Genomic DNA, 26,593 nt, shown 5'->3' with positions numbered 1-26,593 from the left:
AAGACATCCGATGATTGGGAGCCGCCATGAGTACGTTTCCAAGACGTCATGTCCTCGGCGTCACGGCGGGTGTCGCTGCCTCAGCCGCTCTTTCCTTCGCCTCCACGACCGACGCCCACGCTGCTGAGGCGGGCACAGAGCAGAGCGGGACATGGGCGCCCGTGCCCGCACCGGTTCCCGTCCCCCTCGACAGCCTCTACGACAACGACGGCATCGACACCGCCTCCGCGCGAGACGGCGACTTCGACGGCTCCGGCTACACGTTCCCGGGCGAGGAACTCCCGGCAGGCCAGGTGGAGGTGGACGGAGTCCCCTTCGCCTTCCCGTCCTCGGCCGCAGGCGCCAAGAACAACGTCGTCGCGCTCGGTCAACGCATCGACCTGCCCAAGGGCCGCTACATGGCGGCCTACTTCCTCACCTCGGGGAGTTACGGCAACGCCTCGGGCAAGGCAACGGTGCACTACGCGGACGGTTCGACCACGACGGCCGGCCTCACCGGAGCCGACTGGTACGCGGCGGGCGGTTCCCTGTCGGCGCCGTACCGCTACGGTCCGAGCGGCGCGAAGGACGAACACAGCGTCGGCATCGGCACATCGGAGGTGTGGGTCGATCCGCAGCGCGAGGCGATCGCCATCACCTTGCCGACCACCAACACACCCGCGCCGAACCAGACCTCGCTGCACGTGTTCGCACTGTCCCTCCAGCCGGTCGCCCAGGGACGCGCCCTGATCCTGCGCGACGCCCACTCCACGAACTCGCTCCTGCCGTCCACCGGCGCCCAGAGCGTCGAGGCCACCGTCGTCAACGCGGGTACCGCCGCCGTCCTGGCCGGCGACGCCGTGTCGGTACAGGTCACGGTGCCGGGCGCCCGAACCGTGGAGCCCGGCACCGTCCGCCGCCTCGACCCCGGCGAGCAGGCTCGCGTCCGCATCGGCATCCGCAACCGCACGGGGACGGCACCCGGCACCTCCCAGGACGGCGTGGTGACCGTCACCGGCCGCGGCGCCACGGCCGCCACCCAGCGCAGCCGACTGTCCCTCGGCGTCGCCGACTACCAGCCGACCGAGACCTCCCTCTCCGGTCACCAGGCGCCGTACTGGTTCCACAGCGCCAAGTTCGGCATCTTCATCCACTGGGGCGTGTACTCGGTGCCCGCCTGGGCGCCGGTCGGCACGCAGTACGCCGAGTGGTACTGGGACCAGATGCAGGACCCGAACAACCCCACGTACGCCCACCACCGGGACACCTACGGCGAGGACTTCGCCTACGACGACTTCATCCCGCGCTTCACGGCGGAGAGGTTCGACCCGCGAGCCTGGGTCGAGCTGTTCCGGGACGCCGGTGCCCAGTACCACGTGCTGACCTCCAAGCACCACGAGGGATTCGCCCTCTGGGACACCAAGGTCTCCGACCGCAACGCCGTGAAGATGGGCCCGAAGCGGGACCTGGTCAAGGAGCTGTTCGAGGCGTCCCGGCGCTACACGCCCGAGCTCCACCGCGGCCTCTACTTCTCGATGCCCGAGTGGTTCAACCCGGACAACCCCTGGATGGGCCACGCCCCGCGCAACCCGTACACCCTCGCCCCCGTGCCCTACACCGGATACAGCGCGGGCAAGGACTTCGTGAAGGACTATCAGGCCCCGCAGATGCTGGAGCTGATCCACGGTTACGACCCGGAGCTCATCTGGTGCGACATCGGCGGCGCCAACGACAGCGTGCACGTGCTCGCCGAGTACTTCAACCACGCCAAGAACCGGTCCCGCCCCATCGACGTCACCGTCAACAACCGCTCGGGCATCTCCTTCCACGACTTCACGACGCCCGAGTACACGACGTACGACAACACCGTGATCGCCAAATGGGAGTCCAGCCGCGGCCTGGACCCCTTCAGCTACGGCTACAACCAGGCCACCCCGGACGGTTCCTACATGACGACGGAACAGGTCGTGCAGAGCCTGGTGGACATCGTCTCCAAGAACGGCAACTTCCTGCTCGACATCGGCCCACGCGCCGACGGCACCGTCCCGGAGATCATGCAGACGCGACTGCGCGAGACGGGGCAATGGCTGCGGACGAACGGCGAGGCCGTCTACGACACCACGTACTGGTCGAAGATGGCCGAACTCGGCGACGACATCCGCTTCACCGTCCGCCCGAACAGAGCCTTCTACATCCACTCCCTGGCACAGCCGGGCTCACGGCTCACCATTGAGGCGCCGATCCCGATCCGCAACGGTGACACAGTGACCATGCTGGGCCACGACCGGCCACTGACCTGGACCGTCAGCAAGGGAGCGCTGGTGATCGACGTTCCCGCGGCGGCCCGCAAAGCGGGACAGCACGTCTGGGTCTTCAAGGTGACGTGGAACTCCTGACGTCCTGTGCAGTCCTTCCGATGATGACCGCACTCCCCAGCGCTTGCCGCCGGTGTGCCGGCGCTGGGGGGAAGGGGGTAGCTGAAGTCGCCTGCTGAGCCGCCGAGTTGGCGTCGGTGTTGGCTCGGGTGGCGGGCAGGTTCGCTCGGGCAGAACCGCGATGGTGGACGCGGGACTACGGCCCAAGCATCCCAAAACCATGGTCACCGGGCGGTGTTGCGGGGAAAATGGCGCCATGACGTACGAAGGCTCCCCCATCGACCCGTCCAAGCCCAGCATCGCCCGCGTGTACGACTACCTGCTGGGCGGCAAGGACAACTACGCCGTGGACCGAGAGATCGGCGACGTGTTCAAACGCGACCTGCCCGGCTCGGTGGCCATCGCCTTCGCCAACCGCACAGCACTGACCCGCGCGGTCGGGGAGATCGTGAAAACCACCGGCATCCGGCAGTTCATCGATCTCGGCAGCGGCCTGCCGACCGCCGACAACGTCCACCAGGTCGCACAACGCCACGCGCCCGAGGCCCGCGTCGTCTACGTCGACATCGACCCTCAAGTCCTCGTCCACGGCCGGGCGCTGCTGGAGAAGGACGAGCGGACCCGGGTCGTCGCGGTCGACGTACGCGACCCCGAAGGCATCCGCACGCACCCCGACACCCTCGACATGATCGACTTCACTCGTCCCGTCGCCGTGATCTTCAGCGCGATCCTCCACCACGTCAACGACGACGAGGACCCGGCCGGCATCGTCCGCTACTGGCGCGACCATGTGCCCTCCGGAAGCTACTTCTTCATCAGCCACTTCCGTTCAGGGAACAACCCGGAGACACGGGAGGCCGAGGCAGTCCTCCAGCAGACGTTCGGTCGCGGCCGGTGGCGCACCGACGCCGAGATCGCTTCCCTCCTCGACGGCCTGGAGATCCTCGAACCCGGTATCGTCCCCGCACCGCTGTGGCGCCCCGACCAAACCGAAACCCCGTGGAACAACAGCGGGGAACGGCAACTCACGGTCTGGGAACACCTCATCGCCGCCGCCCTCGCCCGCAAACCCTGACCGCCGCGCAGGGCAACGGCGTCTCCATGGCCGATCACGCCGGTGTTCGCGTGGCCCGGCAGCATGCCCTTGTCCCCGCCGGAGGGCACGACGTCGCTGCCGGTGGACGCCTCGCTCGCCGCCACCGCGTACGGACAGACCCCACGTCCGAGACCGACACGGGTGGCGCAGACGTCGCCGGGGCTCGGTGACCGGGCCGGATGCCGCCTGGCCGCCCGCCCCGACGTGTGGATCTGCACCGACGGCGCCACGCTGTGCGGCGAGATCCTCGCTCAACCCTCGGGCTCGCTTCGCGGCTGAAGACGGGGCTCGGGTGGCGGCGCTCGGCGAGGACGAGCCCCCGCTCAGGCTCCCGGAGGCGGTCTAGCACTACGGTGGATCCATGACGGCGCCCCTGGACGTGCTGGTGGTCGGCGCGGGGCCCACCGGGCTCGCGCTCGCCGCACAGCTGCGTACGTACGGCGTGTCATTCCGGATCGTCGACCGATCTCCCGACCGGGTCCATGAGTCGCGCGCACTGGGTATCCAGCCGCGCACCCTGGAAGTGCTCGCCGGGTTCGGGGTGACGGATGAGCTGGTCACACGTGGCAACCCCGCGATGCGGTTGAGGATGCATCTGCCGCGACGAGTGGTGCAGTTGCCGTTGTTCGACATCGGGCTGGCCGACACTGCGTATCCCTTTGTGCTGTTCCTCTCGCAGGCGGAGACGGAGAGCATCCTCGCGGAGCATCTGGCCAGGCGGGACGTGGTCGTCGAGCGGGGCACGGAGCTGGTCCGGCTGGAGCGTGAGGGGCCGGCCGTCACCTGCCGGCTTCGGCGTGGCGACGGTGGTGAGGAGAGCGTGGACGCTCGGTACGTCGTGGGCTGCGACGGCGCGCACAGCACCGTCCGCGCCCAGGCGGGCATCGGCTTCGAGGGTCACGCCTATCCGCAGACGTTCCTGCTCGCCGACCTGGAGGTCGACGGCCTGGAGCCGGATGCCGTGCACACGTACATGACCGGGTCCGGGATGCTGTTCTTCTTCCCGCTCGGCTCGCCGGCGACCTGGCGGATGCTCGCGATGCGTCCGCCGGGCGCCCCGGACACCGACGTGAATCTCGGATTCCTGCAGAAGATCGCCGACTTGTACGTCCCTGACGGGCTGGTCCTGCGGGACCCGGTCTGGATGACCGACTTCCGGCTCCACAACCGCGGGGCCGCCCACTACCGCTCGGGCCCCTTCTTCCTCGCCGGCGACGCGGCCCAGATTCACAGTCCGGCCGGCGCCCAGGGCATGAACACCGGCATCCAGGACTCCCTCAATCTGGGCTGGAAACTCGCCCTCGTCTGCCAGGGCAGGGCGCCGGCGGAGCTTTTGGACACGTACGAGATCGAGCGCGCCCCGGTCGGCCGCAGCGTGCTGCGTTTCACCGACCGCGCCTTCACGATCGGCACCAGCCGCCACCCGCTCTTCCGCTTCGCCCGCGCCCGACTCGCCCCGCGTCTGGCCCCGTTGGCGCTGCGCGCGACGGGACTGAGATCGCGGGTCTTCCGTACGGTCTCCGAGCTGGGCATCGGCTACCGACGAAGTCCCGCCGCCACCGCGGGCTCCCGGCCACCGAGGAAGGGGCCACGAGCGGGCGACCGGCTACCCGACCTGCCGCGCGGGCTCCAGGCGCGGAGCGCGGGGCCGAGCTGGCACCTGCTGCTGTCCGGACCGCCCGCGCTCTGGCCCGCCGAACGCCTGGCCTCGGTCCTGCGCGGACGGGAGGATCTGGTCACCGCGCACCGGCTTGGCGGGGAGAGCCCGTGGCCGGACGCGGTCCAGGGGCTTGTACGCCCTGACGGCTACCTCGGCTATGTCGCGCGCGGTGCACATCTCGGAGGGCTCCGGGCTTACCTGGAGCGTTGGCTGCCCGCACAGCACGGTTGATCCGTACGGCCAACGAGCTGTCCTCCGCGTGCGGTCAGTGCTGTGTCGGGACGCCGAGCTCGTCGAGGAGTCCGCGGACGCGGCGCTCGATGTCGTCGCGGATGGGGCGAACGGCCTCGACGCCCTGGCCGGCCGGGTCCTCCAGCTGCCAGTCCAGGTACCGCTTGCCGGGGAAGACCGGGCAGGTGTCGCCGCAGCCCATGGTGACGCAGACGTCCGACTCCTTCACGGCGTCGACCGTGAGCATCTTGGGGACCTCGGCGGAGATGTCGATGCCGACCTCGGCCATGGCCTCGACGGCGGCCGGGTTGACGTTGTCACCCGGGTTGGAGCCGGCGGAGCGGACCTCGACGCGGGCCCCGGCCAGGTGGGTCAGCCACGCGGCGGCCATCTGGGAACGGCCGGCGTTGTGGACACAGACGAAGAGCACGGAGGGCTTGTCGGACATCAGGAGGTCTCTCTTGATCTCGCGCCTGTCGGGCGGCAGAGGAGGGCACGGGCGCATCAGCACCCGATGGTGTCAGTCACCACTGATGTGAGAGTATCAGCGCATGCTGACGTCAGTCGACACTGATCTGATGCGGGTCCTGGCAGACCCGCTCCGCCTCCGGATCGTCACCCTGCTCGCCAAGGAGACGCTCTGCAGCACGCACCTGATCGAGGAGACGGGGGCCAGACAGACCAACCTCTCCAACCATCTCAAGGTGCTGCGCGAGGCCGGGGTCGTGGAGACGGAACCCTGCGGCCGGTTCACCTACTACCGGCTCAAGCCCGACGTCATCGCCACCCTCGCCGGTCAGTTCGCCGACCTCGCGGAGACCGCGCGCGCCACCGCCGAGAACAACGTCAAGCGGTCCTGCCCCTGATCCCCGCCCCTGTGGCGACCTGCACCAAGGAGTCCTGTTGACCGCCACCGAGGCCACCGAGCACGACGGAGCCGGGGAGTCCGCCTCAGCCTCCGGCGCCGAGCCGCAGCCCGCGCCGGGTGCCACCCCGCCTCGTAACCCCCTGGTCGCCCGGGCCGCCGCCGAGCTCATCGGCACGGCGCTGCTGGTGGCGGTCGTGGTCGGCTCGGGCATCCAGGCGACCGAACTGACCAAGGACGTCGGCCTGCAACTGCTGGCCAACTCCACGGCCACCGTCTTCGGCCTCGGCATCCTGATCCTCCTGCTCGGTCCGGTCTCCGGCGCCCACTTCAACCCGGTCGTCACCCTCGCCGAGTGGTGGACCGCCCGACGCGGCGGCGCCGGGGTCACCCTGCGCGAGGCGGCGGTGTACGTGCCCGCGCAGATCGTCGGCGCGATCGCGGGCGCCATCCTGGCGGACGCGATGTTCGGCAAGCCGCTGGTGGAGTGGTCCACGCATGACCGGTCGGCGGGGCACCTGCTGCTGGGCGAGGTCGTCGCCACGGCCGGCCTCATCCTGCTCATCTTCGGCCTGGCCCGCACCGACCAGCTGCGCTTCGCCCCGGTGGCCGTCGCCTCCTACATCGGCGCCGCCTACTGGTTCACCTCGTCGACGTCCTTCGCCAACCCGGCGGTGTCCATCGGCCGCGCCTTCACCGACACCTTCGCGGGCATCGCGCCGGGTTCGCTCCTGGGCTTCATCGGCATGCAAGTCGTCGGCGGTGTGGTCGGACTGGCGCTGGTGGCCCTCATCTTCATGCGCGGACGATCGGCCGAGTGACCAACAGGACGCAGGTGGTGGTCATCGGCGGCGGCCAAGCGGGGCTCGCGGCCGGCTACCACCTTGGCCCCGGCCCCGGACGGGGTAACGTCCACGATCGGCTGACCTGCCGTTCGGCGGGGCCTGCTCACCACCCAGGTCCAGCGATGGGCCGTAAACAGTGCTGTGGTCAGGCCACAGCCGACGCGCTGGTCAGCAGCTGTCCCATCGCGGCCAGCACGGACGGCTCGACGCGGTAGTAGACCCAGGTCCCGCGCCGCTCGGAGGTGAGCAGCCCGGCCTCCTTGAGCTTCTTCAGGTGGTGGGAGACGGTCGGCTGGGAGACGCCGACATCGGAGATGTCGCAGACACACGCCTCGCCGCCCTCGTGTGAGGCGACCGCGGAGAACAGCCGCAGCCGCACCGGGTCGCCGAGCGCCTTGAACATCCGCGCGGCCGCCTCGGCCTCCTCCGCGCTGAACGGTCGCTCGGTCAGCGGCGGGCAGCACGGCGCCACGGCCTGGCTGTCGGCGGGCTCTATCAGCGGCAGCACCTCGGCATTCGACATACGTCTATGTTGACACACATCGAACCAAGCGGTCGAGGCCCGGCATCGTCAGCCTCGGGTATGGCGGTGCACCCGCCCGCGGGCGGGAACAGCGTGAGACGGCCGGAGCAGCGCGACACCACGCCGTCGAACCGCTCCACCACAGAACCCGCAGATTCGATGAATGTCTATGTTGACGCTTATCGAATCAGGTGCCATGCTGACCGCGCAAGCCATCGACAGATGTCGAAACAACTAGGAGTCGACCGTGAACGCGCCTGCCACCACAGAGCTGCCCGTCGTCGTGATCGGAGCCGGTCCCGCCGGACTCGCTGCCGCCGCCCACCTGGTCGACCGCGGCCTCACCCCGCTGGTCCTGGAAGCCGGCCCGGTCGCCGCGGCGGCGGTGCGCGAGTGGGCGCACGTGCGGCTGTTCTCCACCTGGGACGAGGTCACCGACCCGGCCGCCGAGAAGCTGCTGGCCCCCACCGGCTGGGTGAAGCCGGACGGTGCCACCTATCCCTCGGGCGGGGACTGGGCCGAGCAGTACCTCCAGCCGCTCGCCGATGTCCTCGGCGAGCAGGTGCGCTTCGGGGCCACGGTCACCGGTGTCTCCCGCGCGGGCCGGGACCGGGTCGTGGACGCCGACCGCGAGGACCAGCCGTTCGTCGTCCACGTCGCCCACGCGGACGGCCGCGAGGAGCGGTTGTTCGCCCGCGCGGTGATCGACGCCTCCGGCACCTGGACCACCCCGAGTCCGGCCGGCGGTAGCGGCCTTCCGGCCCTCGGTGAGAAGGCCGCGTCCGACCGGATCGCCTACCGCGTACCTGACTTCAAGGACCCGGCCGTGCGCGCCCGTTACGCGGGCAAGCGCACCGCGGTCATCGGCTCCGGCGCCTCCGCTTTCACCGCGCTCGCGTACCTCGCCGACCTCGCCACGTCCGACGAAGGCACCGGCACCAAGGCGGTGTGGATCCTGCGCCGCGGCATCTCCGGCTCCACCTTCGGCGGCGGCACCGCCGACCAGCTGCCCGCCCGCGGCGCCCTCGGACTCGCCGCCAAGGCCGCCGTCGACGACGGCCACGCCGACGCGGTCACCGGCTTCCGCACCGACGCCATTGAGCGCGACGCCGACGGCCGCCTGGTGCTCGTCGGCGAGGACGGTCGCCGCCTGAACCCGGTCGACGAGGTCATCGTCCTCACCGGCTTCCGCCCTGACCTCTCCTTCCTCTCCGAGCTGCGCCTCGGCCTCGATGAGCGCCTGCAGGCCCCGACCGCGCTGGCCCCGCTCATCGACCCCAACCAGCACTCGTGCGGCACCGTCTACCCGCACGGCGTGAACGAGCTCTCCCACCCGGAGAAGGACGCCTACCTGGTGGGCATGAAGTCCTACGGCCGCGCCCCCACGTTCCTCGCGATGACCGGCTACGAGCAGGTCCGCTCCGTCGCCGCCGCCATCGCCGGAGACCAAGAGGCCGCCGAGCGCGTCGAGCTGACCCTCCCGGAGACCGGAGTCTGCGGCGGAGCGGGCCTCTTCGACGACCCCGAGGCCGCACAGGACGCTGAGGGCGGCGGCTGCTGCGCGGCCCCCGCCACCCTCCAGATCGGCATCGGCGCCCCGGCCTCCTCCGGCGGCTGCTGAACTCCCCACCCTCGCCGAGCGCGGCGGCCTGACCGGCCGTGGGTCGAAGGAAGAGGGCACGCGGCAGCCTGATCTCGTGCTGCCGCACCACTCGCTCCGGTTCACGCCCTCACGCTGGCAGTACGTGCGCGGGCGGCTCGGCCCGGGGCGCCCGCAGACGGTGACCCTGCCCGGCCCAGGACCTTGAAGCACTCTTCTTCGCCGCCGGCCGCAGGGCTGAAGCAGGCTTGCACGGGCGTTCCGGGGCTGACCACGCTCATGAGGGTGTGGACGTAGGTGTCCGCCTCGTTGCGGGTGGTGACCCGGGCGCTGTGGAGGGAACCGTGCCGGCCTCCCACCCGCATCTCGACGCGGTCCTTCACGACGGCGCCCCACATCCGGGTCCAACTCGTCCCGCACTCCTGGCTGTAGCGGATCTGGATGAAGGCACCGGTGGCGGTCTCGTGCTCTGCCAGGGTCAGCGGCTCGGCAGCGCATCGCGTCGCGATCGGGTCCTTGTTCTGACAGGCCGTGTGCCGGCAGAGCGCCCCGGTGGCCGCGGAGGGTATGGGCGACGGCGGCGCCTCCTCGCGGTGCGTGGGGGGAAGGTGGGTGAGTACGAGCGCCCCGAGGACGACGGCACAGGTCGACACGAGGGCGGTGACGACGTTCACGCGCCCGGTGGCCGGTTGGGCTGGTGCGGGCGTGGTCGGCGTCGCTCGGGACCGTCACACTCGGGCCGGTGGCGGGCAAGAGCGTGTGGACCGGAGCTGTCTCGCCGGTGGCGGTGTCGGGTAGGACAGCGGTGAAGCCCGGGGCCGGTGTGTCCGTCCCGGTGGCCGTGCGCTGTCGAACCGGTGTCCCCCGTGTCGGCCCGGTGTCCTCCGTCCGGTCCGTGCGGGCGATGTCCAGGAGTGCCAGCGCATGGTCGGCGGGTTCGTCGGCGAGACGGCACAGCTCTTTGACCGCGCTGCGCGGTGGCAGGCTCTTGCCGTTGAGGTAGCGCTCCCAGGACGACTTGCTGTAGGTGGTCTCGTTCGCGAGCTGCGCGAGGCTCAGTCCGGTGCGCTGTCGCAACTGCTGGAGTACGGCGGCCAGTCGCGCGCCCGGCGGTGAGGATGCGCCGGCTCTCATCCGCGCAAGGCCTTCCACGAGCGCGGCCCCAGCATGCCGTCGACGGTGAGGCCCGCGCGGTCCTGGAACGTCTTGACCGCCCGCAGCGTCAACGGGCCGAACATGCCGTCGATCCCGCCGGGTGAGATGCCTGCCCGGCGCAGCAGACACTGCGCCTCGGCGACGTCGGCGCCGGTGGCGCCGTAGACGATCTCGGTGTTGCGGCCCTTGTTGATGCCCGCCGACCAGCGGCCGTCGACCCGTGTGATGCGGCATGTGTAGGAGGGCGGTGGGGAGGCCGCGGTGGTGCGGGGCGAAGCGGTGACGGCTGCCTGGCCGGCTTCGTCGTCAAGGCGCAGCACGAGCAGCAGCGCCGCCGAAAGGGCTACGGCCAGGGCGGCGGTGCCTGCTATGAGCGCGACGTGCGGAGAGCGACCGGGGGCCGGTTCGGTCGCACGGGGTGGTGTGCGTGCGGTCGCTGCGGCTGGTGGCCCGGGGTGCGGGGGCGTAGGACTGGCCGGTTGCTCCTGTTCCCGCTCGCGCTGCTCGTCCTGCTGCTGAGCGGGCCTTGCGCGGCGGCCGTCCCGGGAGTCGGCGGCGATCTCGTGCAGCGCGAGCAGGGGGACGGGGTCGGTGCCGGTGATCCGGGCCAGTGCCTCCACCGCCTCCCGCGGTGGCAGCGACGTGCCTCCCAGGTAGCGCTCCCACGACTTGGCGCTGTAGCCGGTCTTGACCGCGAGCTGCCGCATCGTCAGCTCGCTGTGGTCCTTCAGCCGGCGTAAGCGGGTCACCAACTGCCGTGCGCTGGGGTCGAGTTCCGCGGGCAGCGTTTTGGAGCGCGGCATGTTTCCCCCAAAGCGGTCATCAGCATGGTCGTGTGCGTGAGCAGCGGCCCCCTCCGCTCCTGCGCATTCTGCATGAGCACGCCACATCTGTCACAGGTGTCCCACACCACCGTCCCGCCGGATGCTGTCGTCGCAGGTCAGCAGGGTGGTCGTCCCGTTGGACCGCCACTTGGGCCGCAGCCGTGGCCGCCGTGCCCGGGCACCCTGCACCTTGGTCTCGCCACCTGGCCCGCTCGGCGTGACAGGTGCAGACCCCACAAACGAAAGAGGAACTCATGCGACCGAACGCTCTGGGCAGGACCATCGCCGGCGTCATCGCCGTTGTCGGGCTCGCCGCCGGCAGTGTGGCGACCGCCGGTACCAGCTTCGCGGCGACCACGAGCACGGCGGGGACGACGGCTGTCGCCCAGCCCGCCGCCGTGGCCGCGACGCAGAACTTCGGTCTGACCACGGCCGAGGCCAAGAACGTCCAGGACTTCCTCGCGGACCACTGGGGCTACACGGGCGCCATCGACGGCCAGCTGGGCACCAACAGCTGGAAGGCCTTCCAGCGCTGCCTCAAGACGTACTGGGGCTACACGGATGACATCGACGGGGACCCGGGCCCCAACACCATCAAGGCGCTGCAGCGTCTGCTGAAGGACTCCTACGGCTACACGGGCGCCATCGACGGCATCGCCGGTTCGGGCACCCGGGCGGCGTTCAAGCGATTCGCCGCCTGACCGGTAGGACCCGCCCGACCGGTACGACCCGCCTGTCCGATACGACCTGCCTGTCCGGGCTGATCGTCGAGAGACCGGCCGCGGCCCGTCCTTGCCCGGCAAGGACGGGCCGCGGCTGTGTGTTCCCGCTCCCACGCCCCACGCTCGCCTCGAGAAGGAGAACCTCGCCGCCATGGGAAGACTCGCGTTCCCCGTTCGCGCCCAAGACAAAAACCCACCGCATCCGGCCGCGCGCCGCACCCCGCCGGGCTGGCGGATCCGCGTCGGGACATTCGCCGCCACCGCGGCGATGGTCTCGGCCGGCATCGTGCTCGGTGCCGGCCCGGCGTCGGCGGCGCCGGCCCCCATCAGGCTGACCTCCGCGTCCTGCCCCAACGAGATCGTGCAGGGCCAGGCGAGCGGCTGTGTCACCGAGTTGCAGACCCTGCTCAACGCGCACGGCGCCGGTCTGGTGGTGGACGGTCAGTTCGGGTCGGCCACTCTCTACGCGGTCCGCGAGTACCAGGCCGCCACCGCGATCGCCGTGGACGGGCGGGTGGGCCCCGCGACCAAGAGCAAGCTGTACGCGACCGGCGGCTCGGCGCCCGCCCCCGTCAACCTCAACTCCTCCTCGTGCCCCGCGAACATCGTGCAGGGCGCCAAGGGCGGTTGCGTCACCGAGCTCCAGCGGCTGCTCATCCACCACGGCTACACAGTCGACGTGGACGGCGACTTCGGCGCAGGGACCGCGAGTGCCGTCCGCAGCTTCCAGTCCGCCCACGGTCTTACGGTCGACGGCCAGGTCGGCACGAACACCAAGCGAGCGCTGTACGACACCGACGAGTCACCGTCGACGGGCCTGGACCTGAGGTCGGCGTCCTGCCCGGCGAACATCGTGGAGGGGCAGAGCGGCGGTTGCGTCGCCACGCTCCAGTCCCTGCTGAACGGCAAGGGGCAGAGCCTCGCCGTCGACGGCAGCTTCGGCCCGCAGACACTGGCGGCCGTGAAGGCGTTCCAGTCCTCGAGCGGACTCACCGCCGACGGTCAGGTCGGGCCGAACACCAAGGCCGCGCTGTACTCGAACATCGGCGGTGGCGGCGGCAACGGCGCGCCCGCGCCGATCAACCTGAACTCCGCCTCCTGCCCGAACGAGGTCGTGCAGGGCCAGCGCAGCGGCTGTGTCACCGAGTTGCAGAGCCTGCTCAACCACCATGGTGCCGATCTCGCCGTCGACGGCGACTTCGGTCCGCTCACCGACAGTGCCGTCAGGGACTTCCAGGCCGAGAAGGGCCTCGCGGTCGACGGCCATGTGGGGCCGAACACGAAGGCCGCCCTGTACGGTGCGGTCACCCCGCCGTCGTCGCCCCCGCCCGGTGGCGGGTACGCCAAGATCCTCGACGTGGCGGCGGCCGAGGTGGGCACGGTCGAGGGCAGCGCCCGCGCGAACAGCTACGGCGCGTCCGTGGGGCTCTCACTGTCCACCAGCAACTACGCCTGGTGCGCGACCTTCGTGAGCTGGGTGGCCAAGCAGACCGGAGCCAGCTCCTACCGCAACTCCTACGTCTCGGGCTGGGTCAAGCAGGCGCGGGCCGGCAACTACCACCTGTCCGTGACGACCAGCCCGCAGCCGGGTGACATCGTGGCCTTCGACTGGGACGGCGGAAGCGACTTCACCGGTGGCAACGAGCACATAGGCATCGTGCGCACGGCGCCCACGGGGTCGTCCTTCACCACCGTCGAGGGCAACACCGGCAACCCCAACGGCGGCAGCGACGGCGTCTACGTCAAGTCCCGTTCCACGAACAGCGGTTACGACGTGGTCTTCATCCGGGTCCGCTGAGCCGACCCGCCGAGGAAGGCTTGGTTTCAGCGCTCCGCTCGGCGGGCCAGCAGGACCGAGTCCTCGGCCTCGACCGGCCCACTGTCCCGCTTGAGCGTGCGGGTGCGCTGTTCCACGACGACGGGCTCGAAGTCGTCCGGCAGACCGGGGAGGAGTTCCGCGGCCAGGAACATCGCCTTGCGGTGGCTCTCCGAGAGCTGCGTGAACTCATGGGACGGCGCATGCCCGACCACCAGGAGCAATCCGCCCGGGGCGACGGCTGCGGCGAGCCGGCGGGTCACCTCGACCATCCCGCCGTCGGGGGCGTGCAGATAGTGGCTGGTGACCAGGCCGTACGAGCGGTCGCCGGCATCGAAGGTCCGGGCGTCCACCTGCCACCAGTCGACGCGGTCGGCCACGCCGGCCTGCTCGGCGTGGCGGGCGGCGCGGGCCAGGCCCTCGGCCGAGAAGTCGGCGCCGGTAACGCGCCAGCCCTGACCGGCCAGCCAGACGACGTCGCCGCCCTCGCCGCATCCGACGTCCAGCGCCGTGCCAGGGCTGAGCTCACCGGCGGTAGCGACGAGCTGCGGATTGGGCTCGCCGCTCCAGAACCGCTCCTGTCCCGCGTACCGCTCGTCCCAGCCCGCCGGCTCGAACATCGCGGCTGCCGCCTGCTCGTCCTGCTCGCCGCTTCGGCCGTGCTCGTGGTGACCTGACACCGGATGCCTCCCGTTGCTCGTGATGCTGTGCCTCGCCGCCCCGCTGATCAGCCATCCCCAACCGGCGTGCAGGACGCGTTGTCGATGGTGCTCGGCGCCGTGCCGATGCGCACACAAAGTTGCCGGACCGGCAAACGGCACAAGCGCGGGGCGTTCGAGGGAGGCGACCGATCAGGCGGGCTTCTCCTCCTGGTTGGTGATGAAGTCGGCCGGCACCTCGGGACTCCAGATGGCTTCCGGGCAGTCCCAGTCGTTGGCCTGCCAGTTCTCGGTGATGCAGTCCATGTCGCTGGAGTACTCGATCCAGCTGCCCCAAGGGTCCTGGATGTAGTGGAACAGGTTCGAGCCGAGGGTGTGGCGGCCCAGGCCCCAGCCCTTCCGGTAGCCCACGGAGGCCATGTTCCGCGCGCCCCGGGCGATCTGGTCGATGTCGGACACCATCCAGCTGGAGTGGTGCAGGCCGGGGTGCGTCGCCGGGACGAAACCGAATACATGGTGGTCGCCGGGCCCCGAATTCATGAAGACCGGCCCGCCGATGATGCGGTCCGACAGGCGCAGCCCGAGCGTGCGGGCGTAGAAGGCCTCGGAGGCGCCCACGTCGGTACTGAAGATCAGCATGTGCCCCAGACGCTGGGGGCGGGTCTTCTCCCTCGCGGTCAGCCAGCGCGCCTGGTCGATCCGCCGGACGCGGTCTCCGACGTTGGCATCCTGCGCGTCCGTGGTGCCGAAGTCGCGCCAGGACGCGATTCCCTCGTCACGGAGGTTGATCAGGTTGCCCTCGTGATCCCGCAGCCACAGGCCGCCGGGCACCTCGGCGGGCGCGTCCAGCAGCTTCAGCCCCATGCCCTCGATGTGGCGCTGCCACTCCGGCAGTGAGCCCGGGTCGACCGCGAAGGCCACGTGATGGAGCCGCTTGACCGGCCCTTCCATGAGCACTGTCTGGTCCTGCTCCCGGCCGTCGCAACGGATCACGACCGCGTTGCCGCGCTCCGCCGTCTCCAGTCCGAACGCGCCGTAGAAGCTCGCGCCCGTATCCAGCGAGGGCACTTGGAGTCCGTAGTGCAGGAGGCCTTTGACACGCAACATTCTGTACTCCTCATGGTTCCGGTGGATCCGCGTCCCTCACGCACCACACCTCTTTAAGTGTGTACACCCTTCGGGCGCTGCGTCTAGTGGAGCAGCGGACATTTTGCAGCTCTTGACCCGCAGGCCACCTCTTCCGCGTCCAATGTGTATGCACTATGGTTCTGCTGCCCTCAGAGAGCCGCGTGATGGAGGAACACATGAAACGCCTTGAATGGTCACTGGTGCAGTACCGGGTCGACGACTCGGAGAAGCTCTCCGTAGGCGTGAGCGTCGAGGGGAGCGTCGTACCGGGGCCACCCGGGACGGAAGGTCTGACGCTGATGGAGGTGCTGGGCCGATGGGACTCACTCGCCCCGCTCCTGCGGGAATGGGTTCCCGCGCCTTCGGACGTCATCGCCGAGGCCCGACTCGCCACCCCGCTCACATATCCGGGCAAGGTGCTCTGCGCGGGCGCCAACTACTGGGACCACTGCGCCGAGATGGGCGTCGAGCCCCCCGACGAGCTGGGTGAACCGTTCTTCTTCCTCAAGCCGCCCACGACGACCGTGACCGGACCGGGCGACCCTGTGCCGCTGCCGTCCTACCCGGGCGCGCGCGTCGACTGGGAGGCAGAACTCGCCGTCGTCATCGGCCGCACCGGCCGCAACCTCTCCCCCGACGAGGCCCTCGATCACGTGGCCGGCTACCTGGCGGCGAACGACATCTCGGCCAGAGACCGGCTCACCGCGCCCAAGCCGGTGGGCAAACCGTTCGCCTACGACTGGGTCGGCCACAAGGGCCAGGACGGCTTCTGCCCGCTCGGCCCGGGAGTCGTTCCCGCCTGGCTGATTCCCGACCCGCAGAACCTGCGGATCCGGCTGAGCGTCAACGGTGTGGTCAAGCAGGACTCCTCGACGGCGCAGATGATGGTGCCGATACATGAAGTGGTCGCGGCGGCCAGCCGCCTCACCCGACTCGAGCCCGGGGACGTCATCCTCACCGGCACACCGGCCGGCGTCGGCGCGGCGCGCGGGGAGTTCCTGACCGCCGGCGACGAGGTCGTCGTAGAGATCGAGCGGATCGGTCGCCTGGAGAACCCGGTGGTGGCGTCATGAACAGCACGGCTACTGAACTGGGCTGGCCGGACCTGCTGCCCGTGCCCGGGACGATGCGGGCCATGGTGTTCAACCGGTTCGGACCGCCCGAGGTCCTGGAGCAGGCCACGATCGACACGCCCCGGCCCCGCCCGGGCGAGGTCCTCGTGCAGGTCGGCGCGGTCGGCATCGGCCGACTGCTCGACCTCACGGCCCGCGCCGGCAACCACCCCTACGCCAAGATCCAGCCGCCCCACGTGCTGGGCGCCGACCATGCCGGCGTCGTCGCCGCGCTGGGAGCCGGTGTGGACTCCGTCCGGGTCGGGGAGCGCGTGGCAGTGTTTCCCGCGGTCGCCTGCGGCAGCTGCGCCTTCTGCTTGGAGGGCCGCGAGGAGGCATGCCCCGACCTGGGGGTGATAGGCACCCACCGCCCCGGTGCGTACGCCCAGTACTGTGCGGTGCCCGCGCGCAACGTCCACCGGGTCCCGGACGACATCCCCGCCTCCATGGCGGCCTCCCTGGCGCTCGTGGGCGCGGTGGCCGCCAACCAGCTGACCCAGGCGGGGCTGCGCCCCGGACAGTGGGTTCTTGTCCAGGGCGCGGCCTCCGCCCTCGGCTCCACCACCGCCGTCTACGCCCAGCATCTCGGCGCGAGGATCATCGCCACCTCGCGCTCGGCGGAGAAGCGCAAGGCTCTGGCCGCGGCGGGTGCCGAGCTCGTGCTCGACGCCAACGACCCGGACTTCGTGATCCGGGTACGCGAGGCCACCGGTGGGCACGGGGTGGACATCGCCGTGGACAACCTCGGTGACCCGGCGATCTGGGACGCCACCCTCGACACCCTGGCCCACGGCGGCACCGTGGTCACCTCGGGTGCGTTCCTCGGCGGCAAGGTCCAGGTCGATCTGCGGCGCCTCTACTCCGCCTGCCACCGCATCATCGGAGTACGCACCGGAAACGCCGCCGCGGTCAACGCACTGTGGACCGAGGTCGAGCACGGATTCCGCGCCGTCGTCGACCGTACGTTCCCCATCGCCCGCGCTGCCGACGCTCACCGCTACATGGAGGACGACAGCAACCTCGGGCGGGTGGCACTCACCCTGGGCCCCGGGGACTGGGAAGCGTAAGAATTCCGGGCAGCTCCCCGAGTGGGACGGCTGAGTTCGACCGGGTCACGCCAGCCGGGGCAGCCGGTGACGTGCTCCGGTCGAGCAGTGCCCGGAGCGGACGGCAACGCGAGCGTGCGGCTCCTCAACGACACCTCGCACCTGCGCCCGTAGCCCCGACGCCGCCACGGGCCAGCTTCTCGACCCGTTCCCAGTCCCGCGCGGCGATCGTATCCGCCGGAAGCATCCAAGTCCCGTCCGCACAGCCGACGTTGGGGAGGGAGGCAGACCGGCGCGTTACCGGGCCCGATCTCTCCCGTCGGACAGAACCGCGCCTGATCGCGCGGACCGGACCTCAAGCCTGGCCGTTGCCCGCGATCCCCAGCGCGGTGCGCGTGGCCGCGGGTTCGTACTCCGGGGCGATGTCCGCCAGCACGTTCAGGGCGGTGCGCGCGAGATGGCGGGAGATCACGCGTACCGCTTCGTCCTTGTCACTCAGACGCAGCGCCTCCAGCAGTGCCTCGTGCTCGGAGTGCGCCCGGGCCCACGAGTTGTGCAGGCCCAGTTGCGCCAGCCGGATGTAGCGCTCGCTGTGCTCGCCGAGCGAGACGAGCATCCGCTGCAGATGCGGTGCCACCGCCTGCGTGGCGATGCGGTGGAATTCCCTGTGTGCCGCATGCCAGTCGTCGGGACGGTCGTCGACCGACAGTTCCTGCATACGCTTCAGTGCTTCGCTCATGCGCTCCAGGTCGCCGGGCGCGAGCGACTTGGCCGTCACACTCACAGCGAGCGATTCGAGCATGATGCGGGCCCCGTAGACGCCGTCCAGGTCCTCGGGGTCCACGGTCCGCACCCTCGCCCGCTGGTCAGGCTGTGCGTCGATGAGCCCCTCTTCCTGGAGAAGCCGGAACGCCTCACGCATCGGCGTGCGGCTGACGCCCAGCTTCCGCGCCATCTCGGCCTGGAGCAGCGCGGATCCCGGCGGCAGTGCACCGCTGAGGATCATCTCCCGCAGGCGTCCGTGGACGTCAAGGGCGAGTCGGCGTCCGCCTGCGGCCGGCCCGGGTGCCCCGACCGTCGGTTCGACCGGGACCTGCGACGCGTCGCTGCCATCAGCTGCCGACGCTTCCGACCGTGGTTCCTCAGGGGCCTCGCCCCTCCTCCTGCTCATACCCGGAGTCTACCCAGGTGTATGCAGCTGTCGTACGCGGAAACCGGCAGGAAGGAGTCCCTGCCGGTTCGATCCCATGTCGACCGCCCTGGAATGAGGGCGCACTGTATCCACTACCAGAACAATCGCCGCGCGGCCGTCGGGGAGCTCAGCGCTCCGGGCCGAGGCCGATCAGCGACTCGAGCGGGCACGAGGGCTGCCAGTCCGGAGTGAAGCGACGGCGCAGGTCGGCCACCGCCTCAAGGCGGCGCAGGGTCACGTCGGGTGAGGTGGGCAGTCCCGCGGGGCCGAGCAGGCCGGGCGCCGCGGCCCGGGCGGCACTCTCCGGCAGGCCGTGCCGTACCAGCGCCGCCTCGATGCCCGATGCCCCCGAGGTCAGGAGCTCCGTCGTGCTCAGGCGGCAGACGTCGAGGTAGGCGCCGACGTGGCGCTTGGTGGCGTCGGTGCGCGGCGCCACCACCACACCGGTGAGGATGTCCGGTGCCACCTGAAGGTGGCCGCCGAGGCGCGGATATCCCTTCTCCGCGGCGAGGACGTCGAAGGGCGGATGGAGTGTGGTCCCGTCGACGGAGCCCGTCGCCAGGGCCTGGAACCTCTGCAGGGTGCCGCCCACCGGAACGAGCTGGCCGTCGGTGACCGGCGCGCCGGCGACGTCGGCGAGTACGGCACGCAGGACGAACGCGAAGGCGCTCTGCGCGTTGTCGACCGCCCATCGGTCCGTCGCCGCCGGGCGGCCGGGACGTCGGTGCACGGCGAGTTCGCCCATGCCCTCGGCCTGGACGGCCACCGGGTCCCGCTTCAGCAGGCCGCGCAGGAGGTGGTCGGGAGAGGTGTGCATGACGTCGTAGGCGCCGTCGTTCCAGCCGGCCATCTGCTGGTCGGAGGAGACGACCTGGACGAGGTTCACCTCCAGTCCCGCCTTCTGGAAGTACCCGGAGTCGAGGGCGTGGTAGAGATGGACGGCACCCGCGCCGGGGAAGATTCCCACGGTCAGCCGTCGCATGACAGAGCCTTCTGAGCCTTGCATGACACCGTTCCTTCGGGTCAATGGGGATGCCCCGGCGCGCAGGCACCGGTCGGCCACTTCGCACCTTCGTCGTGGAGACGCTGCACCACGTCACCGAGCTGGGCCCTGCCTTGTCTGCAAGTGGCGAGGTGACTGCAGCCGACCTGGAAGCGTCACAGCAGCCCCCGATGTGAATACACCTTAGTTTATAGCACCGCATCAAACTGGACACATGGAGCCGTTTCTTGCCCTCAAGCCTTTACAGGCCCGTGACAGTGTGCACACTTAGCGGTGCGAGGCGAGCACACACGATGTCTCCCGTACATCGAGGCGCCACACCCGAGCGAGAGAACCCTCACCGCAACAGCACAGCCATGTGAGAGGAACCGTCATGCACGAAGACAGCCGCAGAGGAAGTCGTGGCAACGCCACCTGGCCCCCCGTGACACTGCTGGTCCTCGCGATCTGTGGGATCACCGTCATAGCCGACGGGTACGACGTCGTCGTCTACGGCGCGGTGATTCCGCCCCTGCTCCACGAACCCGGGTGGCACCTCACTCCCGCAGGTGCCGGTCTGATCGGTTCATTCGCCCTGGTCGGGATGCTCATCGGAGCCACGACCGTCGGCACGCTCACCGACACCCTGGGCCGGCGCAGGACGCTGATCGGCTGCCTGATCTGGTTCTCGGTGATGACGGGCCTGTGTGCGACGGCCACCTCTCCGCAGGTCTTCGGCCTCTTGCGGTTCCTCGCCGGCCTCGGCCTCGGCGGCGTGCTGCCGACCGCGAGCGCGCTCGTGGGTGAGTACTCGCACCCCAAGACACGCAACCTCGTCTTCGCGACCCTCTTCAGCGGCTTCCCGGTAGGCGGCATCATCGCCGCCCTCACCGGAATCTTCGTACTGCCCCGGTTCGGCTGGCAGGTGATGTTCCTCGTAGGTCTCCTCCCGCTTCTCCTCGTCCTGCCGCCGGCCGTCAGGTTTCTGCCGGAGTCGATCACATTCCTCCGGGCGAAGGGGCGGCACGCCGAGGCGGACAGGATCGCCGACCGCTGGGACATCGCCTCGGACGACGCACAGCACGGCGTACCGGCACCGGAGCAGAGCCCGTCCGGTACCGACTCGGGCAGCATGTCGCCGGTACGTGCCCTCTTCTCGCGCAGCTACGTCGTGGCGACGGTCTGCTTCCTGGTGATGACGTGCCTGTGCCTGTTCATGATCTACGGCTTCAACACCTGGCTCCCGGAGATCATGCGCCGAGCCGGCCACTCCGCGGGCTCCTCACTCGGATTCCTTCTGGTGTTCAACATCGGAGCCGTCGTCGGCACGCTCATCATCTCTCTGGCGGCCGACCGATTCGGCTCCAAACCGGTCATCACCACCACCTACCTGGTGTCCAGCGTGGCCGTCATACTGCTCAGCCTGCGGCTGCCCACGGCGGTGCTGTACGTGGCCGTCGCACTGGGTGGTGTCGGGGCGATGGGCACGCAGTCGTTCGTCCTCGCCTATGTCTCCAAGCACTATCCGGCTCGTATGGGAGCCACGGCGATGGGCTGGACACTGGGGTTCGGCCGCCTCGGTTCGATGCTCGCCCCGCCGCTGCTCGGGCTCATCATCGGAGCCGGGATGGCGTTCCAGTGGAACTTCTACGCACTCGCCGTACCCGGCGTCCTCGGCGCCCTGCTGGTCGGGCTGGTTCCCCGCACCCCGCAGGCGGAAGCGGCCGCAGGTCACGGGGGCGTCGGCGGGACCGCGCGTCCCCTCGCGGGACAGACGTGAGAAACGCGCCTGGCGTGACGGCCGTACAGCCGCCTCACCCTCGCCACCGATAGAACCGCGCATAGGGGCAGGGCCTCGGACGAGGCCCTGCCGCCCCGTTCTCCTCGCTGCTGCCCGGTAACGTCCTGACGACTTCCGCCAAAGCCCTGTGTGGTCGCCCGGGTCAGCCGAGGCCGTCCGCTCCGACCTGCGCTGCGGACTCGTCCAGTACGGCGTCGGAGACGGGCTGCGGTTTCCCGTCGAGGTCGAGGACGGGGGTGGCCTCCTTGTACCAGGACTCGATGACGGCGTTGCCCCAGAAGTCGCGGCGGCGGTCGTCGTTGACGTTCCAGCGGTACGTCTCGTGGTCGGGGTCGCCGGTGTAGTAGTCGGAGGTGTAGATCTCCACCCGGTGGCCGTCGGGATCGCGCAGGTAGAGATAGAAGGCGTTGGAGACGCCGTGCCGTCCCGGGCCGCGTTCGATGTGGTGTTCCTTGCGGATCGAGCCGAACAGGTCGGCGCAGCGCAGCACTTGGTGGGACTCGTGGGTGGCGACACCGAGATGGTGCAGGCGGGGGCCGGCCCCGCCGGTGAAGGCGACGTCGTGGACGGTCTGCTTGCGGTACATCCAGGCGGCGTACAGCTCGTGCTCGTCGCCCTCGATGGTCTCCGAGCAGCCGAAGCCGAGGGACCGGTAGTGGGCGTAGGCGGCCGGGATGTCCGGGGTGCAGATGTTGAAGTGGTCCAGGCGGGCCACCTCGGCGCCGTGGCGCAGGTCGTAGCGCTGGATGAGGCGTTCGGCACGCTCGATGTCGTGGAAGAACTCGACCGGGAAGCCGAGCGGGTCGATGACGCGGACGGCGTCGCCGACACCGGGCGTGCCTTCGCCCTTCCGGAGGCGCCGCACGGCTAGGCCCAGGTCTGCGAAGAACTTCTCCGCCTTGTCGACGTCCTCGGGGGTGCGGACCCGGTAGGCGATGTGGTCGAGGGCGGCGAGGTCGCCCTTGCGCAGGACGAGGGAGTGGTGGGTCAACTCGTCGGTGCCGCGCAGGCACAGAGTGCCGGAGTCCTCGTACTGGACGTGGAAGCCGAGCATGTCGACCCAGAACCAGCGGGCCGCCGCGAGGTCGGTGACGGCGAGCTGGGCGTAGGCGGAGCGGATCACATCCGGCGCGGTCACGAGGCGGCTCCGAAGCGGGGGGTGTGTACGTCGCCGAGGGCGACGTGGACGATCTTGGATTCGGTGTAGAAGTCGATGGAGTGGGCGCCGCCCTCGCGGCCCACTCCGGACGCCTTGACCCCGCCGAAGGGAGTCCGCAGATCGCGGACGTTGTGCGAGTTGAGCCAGACCATGCCGGACTCGACGGCGTGGGCGATGCGGTGGCCGCGCTTGAGGTTCGAGGTCCAGATGTAGGCGGCGAGACCGTACTGCGTGGCGTTGGCCAGCTCGATCGCCTCGGACTCGTCGTCGAAGGGGGCGACGGCGACTACGGGGCCGAAGATCTCCTCCTGGAAGATCCGGGCGTCACGCTCGACGTCCGCGAAGACCGTCGGCTGGAGGTAGTTGCCGTCGGCGAGGTGGACCGGCCGAGTGCCGCCGGCGACCAGGCGGGCCTCCTTCCTGCCGATCTCGACGTAGTTCAGGACGCGTTCGTAGTGCTCGGGGTGTACCAGCGCGCCGACCTCGGTGGCCGGGTCGGAGGGCAGCCCCACGCGGACTGCGTCCGCCCGCTCCGCCAGCCGGCGGGTGAACTCCTCGTACACCGGGCGCTCCACAAGGACGCGTGAACCGGCCGTGCAGCGCTCGCCGTTGAGGGAGAACACCCCGAAGACGACCGAGTCGAGGGCGGCTTCGAGGCCGGCGTCCGCGAAGACGACGGCCGGGGACTTGCCGCCCAGTTCCATCGAGGTGGTCTTCAGGTGCTGGGCGCTGGAGCGGATGATGTGGCGGCCCGTGTCGGTGGAGCCGGTGAAGGAGATCAGCGGTACGTCCGGGTGGTCCACCAGAGCCTGCCCGGCCTCCTCCCCCAAGCCGTGGACGATGTTGACCACCCCGCCGGGCACTCCTGCCTCGGCGAAGATCTCCGGCCACAGCGAGGCGGACAGGGGAGTCCACTCGGCGGGCTTGAGGACCAGCGTGCAGCCGGAGGCCAGGGCCGGGGCCAGCTTCCAGCTCTCCAGCATGAACGGGGTGTTCCACGGCGTGATCAGTCCGGCCACGCCGACCGGCTTGCGCACCACGTAACTGAACTGCTCGTCCCCCTGCCGGAAGGCCTCCTCCCCGAGGGCGACGATCACGTCGGCGAAGTAGCGGAAGTTCTCCGCCGCCCGGCGGGCCTGGCCCCTCGCCTGGGTGATGGGCAGCCCCGTGTCGTACGACTCGAAGGACGCCAGCCGGTCGTGGCGGGCCTCGACGGCGTCCGCGACCCTGACCAGAACGTTGGCACGCTCCCGGTTGCCGAGGGACGACCAGGCGGGGAAGGCTGAACTGGCAGCCGCCACCGCCCGTTCGACGTCGGCGGGGCCGCCGGCCGCGGCCTCGGCGTAGGGCGTGTTGGACACCGGATCCGCCACGGGGATCGTCCGCCCGTCGGCGCTGTCGACCAACTCGCCGCCGATCCAGTGCCGGATGACAGGAGGCAGGTCCTCGATGGGCATGCTCATGGTCATGCTCCGATCTGTGCGGTGAGGTCGCCGCCCTCGGCCAGCAGCGCGCGGATCTTCGTCAGGCCCGCCTCGGTGGGCGTCGTCAACGGTGGGCGGACGTGGGCGGAGGCGGTCCGGCCCTGCTGGGCGAGGACCCACTTGGCGGGTGCCGGGTTGGTCTCGACGAACAGCAGGTCGACGAGCGGGTGCAGGCGGTAGTGCAGGTCGCGGGCGGCATCGAAGTCGCCCGCCTCCCACAGCTCGTACATTCGCGCCACGGCGGTGGGCGCGAGGTTGGCGACGGCGGAGACGAACCCGGCCCCGCCCAGCGCCAGTAGCGGCAGGCACAGCAGCTCGATGCCCGACCACACCAGCAGCGAGCGTCCGCAGGCGTGCAGCACGCGGGAGAAGTGCTCGAAGTCCTTCGTCGTCTCCTTGACGCCGACGAAGTTGTCGAAGTCGGTGAACAGCCGCTTGACCGTCTCCGGCGCGATGTCCACCGCCGTGCGGGAGGGCACGTTGTAGGCGACGATCGGCAGGTCGGGAAACTCCCGGGCCACCGTGGCGTACCAGGTGTAGAGCGCCTCCTGGGTGGGACGGGCGTAGTACGGGGTGATGACCAGAGCCGCGTCCGCTCCCAACTCCCGTGCGGCCGCCGTCATTTCGAGGGTCTCGTCGAGCTTGTGCGAGCCGGTGCCGGGCAGGAACGGCACCCGGTCGGCGATCACCTCGACCGCCGTACGCATCCCGGCGATCCGCTCGGCGACGGACTGGGCACTGGGCTCACCGGTCGAGCCACCCAGCGAGATGCCGTGCGACCCGGACTCCAACTGCCAGCGGATCAGTTCCCGCAGGGACTCGTGGTCGACGGCTCCCTCGGCCGTGAAGGGGGTGACGACCGGGGCGATCGAGCCGCGGATCATGGACGGATCGCTACGGAACTTCACTGTGTCTCTCCCTTGCACCAGTTCTCATATGCATCCCGCCAGGCCGGACCCAGCGGGTACAGGCCGTCGACGCTCTCGCCCCCGGCCACCTGCTCGGTGATGAACCGCTCCCGCCGCTCCTGCTCCCGGCAGTCGGCGATCAGCTCCCCGGCCAGCTCCGGCGGAACGACCACGACACCGTCGTCGTCACCGACCATCAGGTCCCCTGGCTGGATCAGCGCCCCGCCACAGGCGACCGGCACACCCGTGTCCCACGGGACATGACGGCGGCCGAGCACCGACGGGTGGGTTCCGCCGTGGAACACGGGCAGTCCGAGGGTGGCGACGACCGCGCTGTCCCGCAGCCCTCCGTCGGTCACGACCCCGGCCGCGCCGCGCTGCTGGGCGCGCAGGGCGAGGATGTCGCCCAGCGTTCCGGCGGAGGTGTCCCGTCGGGCGTCCATCACCAGCACGTGTCCGGGACGGAGTTCCTCGATGGCCCTCTTCTGGGCGTTCATGCCGGTGCCGTACTTCTCGAACAGGTCCTCGCGCAGCGGCAGATAGCGCAGGGTGTGTGCCACGCCCACCATGCGAGTGCCGGGCGCTGCCGGGTGCACCCCGTCGAGGGACATGTGCGGCAGGCCGCGCCGCCGCAGCTGCGCGCTGACCGTCGCCACGGCAACCGAGCGCAGGCCGTCGGCGAGGTCTACGTCCAACAACGGGTCGGGCACGTACCCGGACCCGTAGGCCGATTCCTCCTCGGCCCGGTCCGTCCTGAGCTGCGCGCCCCACGGCTCCAGGGCATGATCGGCGTCGGTGATCGGGCTGCGCAGCCTTCCGGTGCTCAACCGGCCGTCGTCCACCTCCACTTCGACCACGTCCCCCGGCTGGACGACCGAGGCGCCGGCCGGTGTGCCGGTGAGGATCACATCTCCGGGTTCCAGGGTGACCAGCCTGGACAGGTCCGCGACCAGCTCCCCGAACGGGAACAGCAGCGTGTCGGTCGTGTCGTCCTGGACCCGCTCGCCGTTGACCCAGGTCCGCAACCGCAGCGCGCCGGGGTCGAGTGCGGTGGCGTCCAGCAGCCGCGGGCCGATCGGGGTGAAGCCGTCAGCGCCTTTGGAGCGCAGGTTGGAGCCCCGGTCGGCGTGGCGCAGGTCGTACACGCCGGCGTCGTTGGCGGCGGTCACCCAGCGCACGTGGCGCCAGCCGTCCTCCGGCCGCACCCGGCGGGCGCGTGCGCCGATGACGAGGGCGATCTCGCCTTCGAAGCCCATGAGCCGGCAGCCACGCGGCCGGACGATCGCCTCCTGGGTGCCGGCGAGCGATGACGGCGGCTTGAGGAAGTAGGAGGGATGAGCGGGGGTCCGGCCGCGCTCCTTGGCGCGGCTGCGGAAGTTGAGGTGGACAGCGATGATCTTCGATGGGGGGTTCCCCAGGGGGTGTGGCAAC

23 protein-coding genes and 3 pseudogenes are annotated in these 26,593 nt (G+C 70.3%); 12 read left to right on the top strand and 14 right to left on the bottom strand.

Going from position 1 to position 26,593, the window contains the following annotated elements; all coding sequences use genetic code 11:
- Positions 1 to 26 precede the first annotated feature (26 nt).
- The 4 genes from M2157_RS46145 to M2157_RS46130 all read left to right on the top strand — a co-directional run bounded on the left by M2157_RS46145 (position 27) and on the right by M2157_RS46130 (position 5,341).
- On the top strand, positions 27 to 2,375 hold the full coding sequence (locus tag M2157_RS46145) for an alpha-L-fucosidase (protein ID WP_280868446.1): 2,349 nt from the start codon (positions 27 to 29) through the stop codon (positions 2,373 to 2,375).
- Positions 2,376 to 2,610: 235 nt separating this feature from the next.
- Positions 2,611 to 3,429 carry an SAM-dependent methyltransferase gene (locus tag M2157_RS46140; protein ID WP_280868445.1) on the top strand — a complete coding sequence of 273 codons (819 nt, stop codon included), beginning with the start codon at positions 2,611 to 2,613 and terminating at the stop codon, positions 3,427 to 3,429.
- Positions 3,430 to 3,492: 63 nt separating this feature from the next.
- Positions 3,493 to 3,729, top strand: a complete 237-nt coding sequence (locus tag M2157_RS46135) for a hypothetical protein (RefSeq protein ID WP_280868444.1) — start codon at positions 3,493 to 3,495, stop codon at positions 3,727 to 3,729.
- A gap of 82 nt (positions 3,730 to 3,811) precedes the next feature.
- The gene (locus tag M2157_RS46130) at positions 3,812 to 5,341 is read left to right on the top strand and encodes an FAD-dependent monooxygenase (protein ID WP_280868443.1); all 1,530 of its coding nucleotides are present in this window, start codon (positions 3,812 to 3,814) and stop codon (positions 5,339 to 5,341) included.
- 34 nt (positions 5,342 to 5,375) lie between these two features.
- On the opposite strand, the gene M2157_RS46125 is transcribed toward M2157_RS46130, so the two are convergent.
- The gene (locus tag M2157_RS46125; protein ID WP_280868442.1) at positions 5,376 to 5,789 is read right to left on the bottom strand and encodes an arsenate reductase ArsC; all 414 of its coding nucleotides are present in this window, start codon (positions 5,787 to 5,789) and stop codon (positions 5,376 to 5,378) included.
- A 103-nt stretch (positions 5,790 to 5,892) separates the two neighbouring features.
- On the opposite strand from M2157_RS46125, the gene M2157_RS46120 reads away from it, so the two are divergent.
- The gene (locus tag M2157_RS46120) at positions 5,893 to 6,207 is read left to right on the top strand and encodes a metalloregulator ArsR/SmtB family transcription factor (RefSeq protein ID WP_280859544.1); all 315 of its coding nucleotides are present in this window, start codon (positions 5,893 to 5,895) and stop codon (positions 6,205 to 6,207) included.
- Between the two features lie 37 nt (positions 6,208 to 6,244).
- Positions 6,245 to 7,027, top strand: a complete 783-nt coding sequence (locus M2157_RS46115) for an MIP/aquaporin family protein (protein ID WP_280859545.1) — start codon at positions 6,245 to 6,247, stop codon at positions 7,025 to 7,027.
- Between the two features lie 169 nt (positions 7,028 to 7,196).
- Here the strand turns inward: M2157_RS46115 and M2157_RS46110 are convergent, their stop codons facing one another.
- The gene (locus M2157_RS46110) at positions 7,197 to 7,574 is read right to left on the bottom strand and encodes a metalloregulator ArsR/SmtB family transcription factor (protein WP_280859546.1); all 378 of its coding nucleotides are present in this window, start codon (positions 7,572 to 7,574) and stop codon (positions 7,197 to 7,199) included.
- A 247-nt stretch (positions 7,575 to 7,821) separates the two neighbouring features.
- Between M2157_RS46110 and M2157_RS46105 the strand changes: the two genes are divergently transcribed.
- Entirely contained in the window at positions 7,822 to 9,195 is a 1,374-nt protein-coding gene (locus M2157_RS46105; protein WP_280859547.1) for an NAD(P)-binding domain-containing protein, read from the top strand.
- Between the two features lie 281 nt (positions 9,196 to 9,476).
- Here the strand turns inward: M2157_RS46105 and M2157_RS46100 are convergent.
- From M2157_RS46100 to M2157_RS46090, 3 genes and pseudogenes are all read right to left on the bottom strand, one after another.
- Positions 9,477 to 9,827, bottom strand: a pseudogene (locus tag M2157_RS46100) (DUF2690 domain-containing protein); the annotation flags it as partial.
- Positions 9,828 to 10,161: 334 nt separating this feature from the next.
- Positions 10,162 to 10,308 (bottom strand): annotated as a pseudogene (locus M2157_RS46095) (helix-turn-helix transcriptional regulator); the annotation flags it as partial.
- A complete protein-coding gene (locus tag M2157_RS46090) occupies positions 10,305 to 11,132 on the bottom strand; it encodes a peptidoglycan-binding protein (protein WP_280868441.1) in 828 nt (275 codons plus the stop codon). The pseudogene M2157_RS46095 and the gene M2157_RS46090, both read right to left, overlap by 4 nt.
- 275 nt (positions 11,133 to 11,407) lie before the next feature.
- Here M2157_RS46090 and M2157_RS46085 point away from each other — a divergent pair, with 275 nt between their 5' ends.
- Entirely contained in the window at positions 11,408 to 11,854 is a 447-nt protein-coding gene (locus M2157_RS46085; RefSeq protein ID WP_280859550.1) for a peptidoglycan-binding domain-containing protein, read from the top strand.
- Between the two features lie 172 nt (positions 11,855 to 12,026).
- Positions 12,027 to 13,673 carry a peptidoglycan-binding protein gene (locus M2157_RS46080; protein WP_280868440.1) on the top strand — a complete coding sequence of 549 codons (1,647 nt, stop codon included), beginning with the start codon at positions 12,027 to 12,029 and terminating at the stop codon, positions 13,671 to 13,673.
- Between the two features lie 26 nt (positions 13,674 to 13,699).
- Here M2157_RS46080 and M2157_RS46075 read toward each other — a convergent pair whose 3' ends face one another.
- Both M2157_RS46075 and M2157_RS46070 read right to left on the bottom strand, forming a co-directional pair.
- Positions 13,700 to 14,371 carry a class I SAM-dependent methyltransferase gene (locus M2157_RS46075; protein WP_280868439.1) on the bottom strand — a complete coding sequence of 224 codons (672 nt, stop codon included), beginning with the start codon at positions 14,369 to 14,371 and terminating at the stop codon, positions 13,700 to 13,702.
- Positions 14,372 to 14,542: 171 nt separating this feature from the next.
- Positions 14,543 to 15,457 (bottom strand): VOC family protein, encoded by a 915-nt coding sequence (locus M2157_RS46070; RefSeq protein WP_280868438.1) that lies wholly within the window; start codon positions 15,455 to 15,457, stop codon positions 14,543 to 14,545.
- A gap of 197 nt (positions 15,458 to 15,654) precedes the next feature.
- Between M2157_RS46070 and M2157_RS46065 the strand changes: the two genes are divergently transcribed.
- Both M2157_RS46065 and M2157_RS46060 read left to right on the top strand, forming a co-directional pair.
- The gene (locus M2157_RS46065) at positions 15,655 to 16,551 is read left to right on the top strand and encodes a fumarylacetoacetate hydrolase family protein (RefSeq protein ID WP_280868437.1); all 897 of its coding nucleotides are present in this window, start codon (positions 15,655 to 15,657) and stop codon (positions 16,549 to 16,551) included.
- On the top strand, positions 16,548 to 17,657 hold the full coding sequence (locus M2157_RS46060) for an alcohol dehydrogenase catalytic domain-containing protein (RefSeq protein ID WP_280868436.1): 1,110 nt from the start codon (positions 16,548 to 16,550) through the stop codon (positions 17,655 to 17,657). Before M2157_RS46065 ends, M2157_RS46060 begins: the two co-directional genes overlap by 4 nt.
- A 124-nt stretch (positions 17,658 to 17,781) precedes the next feature.
- On the opposite strand, the pseudogene M2157_RS46055 reads toward M2157_RS46060, so the two are convergent.
- The 3 genes and pseudogenes from M2157_RS46055 to M2157_RS46045 form a co-directional block, all read right to left on the bottom strand.
- Positions 17,782 to 17,995 (bottom strand): annotated as a pseudogene (locus M2157_RS46055) (keto-deoxy-phosphogluconate aldolase); the annotation flags it as partial.
- The gene (locus M2157_RS46050; RefSeq protein WP_280859556.1) at positions 17,992 to 18,807 is read right to left on the bottom strand and encodes a GntR family transcriptional regulator; all 816 of its coding nucleotides are present in this window, start codon (positions 18,805 to 18,807) and stop codon (positions 17,992 to 17,994) included. The pseudogene M2157_RS46055 and the gene M2157_RS46050, both read right to left, overlap by 4 nt.
- A gap of 148 nt (positions 18,808 to 18,955) precedes the next feature.
- Complete coding sequence (locus M2157_RS46045) at positions 18,956 to 19,810, bottom strand: hypothetical protein (RefSeq protein WP_280868435.1); 855 nt, start codon at positions 19,808 to 19,810, stop codon at positions 18,956 to 18,958.
- A gap of 394 nt (positions 19,811 to 20,204) precedes the next feature.
- Between M2157_RS46045 and M2157_RS46040 the strand changes: the two genes are divergently transcribed.
- Complete coding sequence (locus tag M2157_RS46040) at positions 20,205 to 21,590, top strand: aromatic acid/H+ symport family MFS transporter (RefSeq protein WP_280868434.1); 1,386 nt, start codon at positions 20,205 to 20,207, stop codon at positions 21,588 to 21,590.
- 163 nt (positions 21,591 to 21,753) lie between these two features.
- Here M2157_RS46040 and hpaD read toward each other — a convergent pair whose 3' ends face one another.
- From hpaD to M2157_RS46020, 4 genes are read right to left on the bottom strand one after another with little or no spacing between them, the layout of a single operon-like run.
- Entirely contained in the window at positions 21,754 to 22,749 is a 996-nt protein-coding gene (gene hpaD / locus M2157_RS46035) for a 3,4-dihydroxyphenylacetate 2,3-dioxygenase (protein WP_280868433.1), read from the bottom strand.
- Positions 22,746 to 24,233 (bottom strand): 5-carboxymethyl-2-hydroxymuconate semialdehyde dehydrogenase, encoded by a 1,488-nt coding sequence (gene hpaE / locus M2157_RS46030; RefSeq protein WP_280868432.1) that lies wholly within the window; start codon positions 24,231 to 24,233, stop codon positions 22,746 to 22,748. Before hpaE ends, hpaD begins: the two co-directional genes overlap by 4 nt.
- 2 nt (positions 24,234 to 24,235) lie before the next feature.
- Entirely contained in the window at positions 24,236 to 25,162 is a 927-nt protein-coding gene (gene dapA / locus M2157_RS46025) for a 4-hydroxy-tetrahydrodipicolinate synthase (protein ID WP_280868431.1), read from the bottom strand.
- On the bottom strand, positions 25,159 to 26,592 hold the full coding sequence (locus M2157_RS46020) for a fumarylacetoacetate hydrolase family protein (protein WP_280868429.1): 1,434 nt from the start codon (positions 26,590 to 26,592) through the stop codon (positions 25,159 to 25,161). The genes dapA and M2157_RS46020 overlap by 4 nt, the downstream gene beginning before the upstream one ends.
- Position 26,593: the final 1 nt, after the last annotated feature.

Source organism: Streptomyces sp. SAI-127, assembly GCF_029894425.1.
In the GTDB taxonomy this organism is placed as follows: domain Bacteria; phylum Actinomycetota; class Actinomycetes; order Streptomycetales; family Streptomycetaceae; genus Streptomyces.
The sequence above is the reverse complement of the archived record's forward strand: the minus strand, read 5'-3'. Positions and strand labels throughout refer to the sequence as shown.

What these genes read in the sequence shown, in the direction of transcription:
- M2157_RS46145 (WP_280868446.1), top strand. Translation starts at nt 27, where the DNA reads ATGAGTACGTTTCCAAGACGTCATGTCCTCGGCGTCACGGCGGGTGTC.
- M2157_RS46140 (WP_280868445.1), top strand. Translation starts at nt 2,611, where the DNA reads ATGACGTACGAAGGCTCCCCCATCGACCCGTCCAAGCCCAGCATCGCC.
- M2157_RS46135 (WP_280868444.1), top strand. Translation starts at nt 3,493, where the DNA reads ATGCCCTTGTCCCCGCCGGAGGGCACGACGTCGCTGCCGGTGGACGCC.
- M2157_RS46130 (WP_280868443.1), top strand. Translation starts at nt 3,812, where the DNA reads ATGACGGCGCCCCTGGACGTGCTGGTGGTCGGCGCGGGGCCCACCGGG.
- M2157_RS46125 (WP_280868442.1), bottom strand. Translation starts at nt 5,789, where the DNA reads ATGTCCGACAAGCCCTCCGTGCTCTTCGTCTGTGTCCACAACGCCGGC.
- M2157_RS46120 (WP_280859544.1), top strand. Translation starts at nt 5,893, where the DNA reads ATGCTGACGTCAGTCGACACTGATCTGATGCGGGTCCTGGCAGACCCG.
- M2157_RS46110 (WP_280859546.1), bottom strand. Translation starts at nt 7,574, where the DNA reads ATGTCGAATGCCGAGGTGCTGCCGCTGATAGAGCCCGCCGACAGCCAG.
- M2157_RS46090 (WP_280868441.1), bottom strand. Translation starts at nt 11,132, where the DNA reads ATGCCGCGCTCCAAAACGCTGCCCGCGGAACTCGACCCCAGCGCACGG.
- M2157_RS46085 (WP_280859550.1), top strand. Translation starts at nt 11,408, where the DNA reads ATGCGACCGAACGCTCTGGGCAGGACCATCGCCGGCGTCATCGCCGTT.
- M2157_RS46080 (WP_280868440.1), top strand. Translation starts at nt 12,027, where the DNA reads ATGGGAAGACTCGCGTTCCCCGTTCGCGCCCAAGACAAAAACCCACCG.
- M2157_RS46070 (WP_280868438.1), bottom strand. Translation starts at nt 15,457, where the DNA reads ATGTTGCGTGTCAAAGGCCTCCTGCACTACGGACTCCAAGTGCCCTCG.
- M2157_RS46065 (WP_280868437.1), top strand. Translation starts at nt 15,655, where the DNA reads ATGAAACGCCTTGAATGGTCACTGGTGCAGTACCGGGTCGACGACTCG.
- M2157_RS46060 (WP_280868436.1), top strand. Translation starts at nt 16,548, where the DNA reads ATGAACAGCACGGCTACTGAACTGGGCTGGCCGGACCTGCTGCCCGTG.
- M2157_RS46050 (WP_280859556.1), bottom strand. Translation starts at nt 18,807, where the DNA reads ATGAGCAGGAGGAGGGGCGAGGCCCCTGAGGAACCACGGTCGGAAGCG.
- M2157_RS46045 (WP_280868435.1), bottom strand. Translation starts at nt 19,810, where the DNA reads ATGCGACGGCTGACCGTGGGAATCTTCCCCGGCGCGGGTGCCGTCCAT.
- M2157_RS46040 (WP_280868434.1), top strand. Translation starts at nt 20,205, where the DNA reads ATGCACGAAGACAGCCGCAGAGGAAGTCGTGGCAACGCCACCTGGCCC.
- hpaE (WP_280868432.1), bottom strand. Translation starts at nt 24,233, where the DNA reads ATGAGCATGCCCATCGAGGACCTGCCTCCTGTCATCCGGCACTGGATC.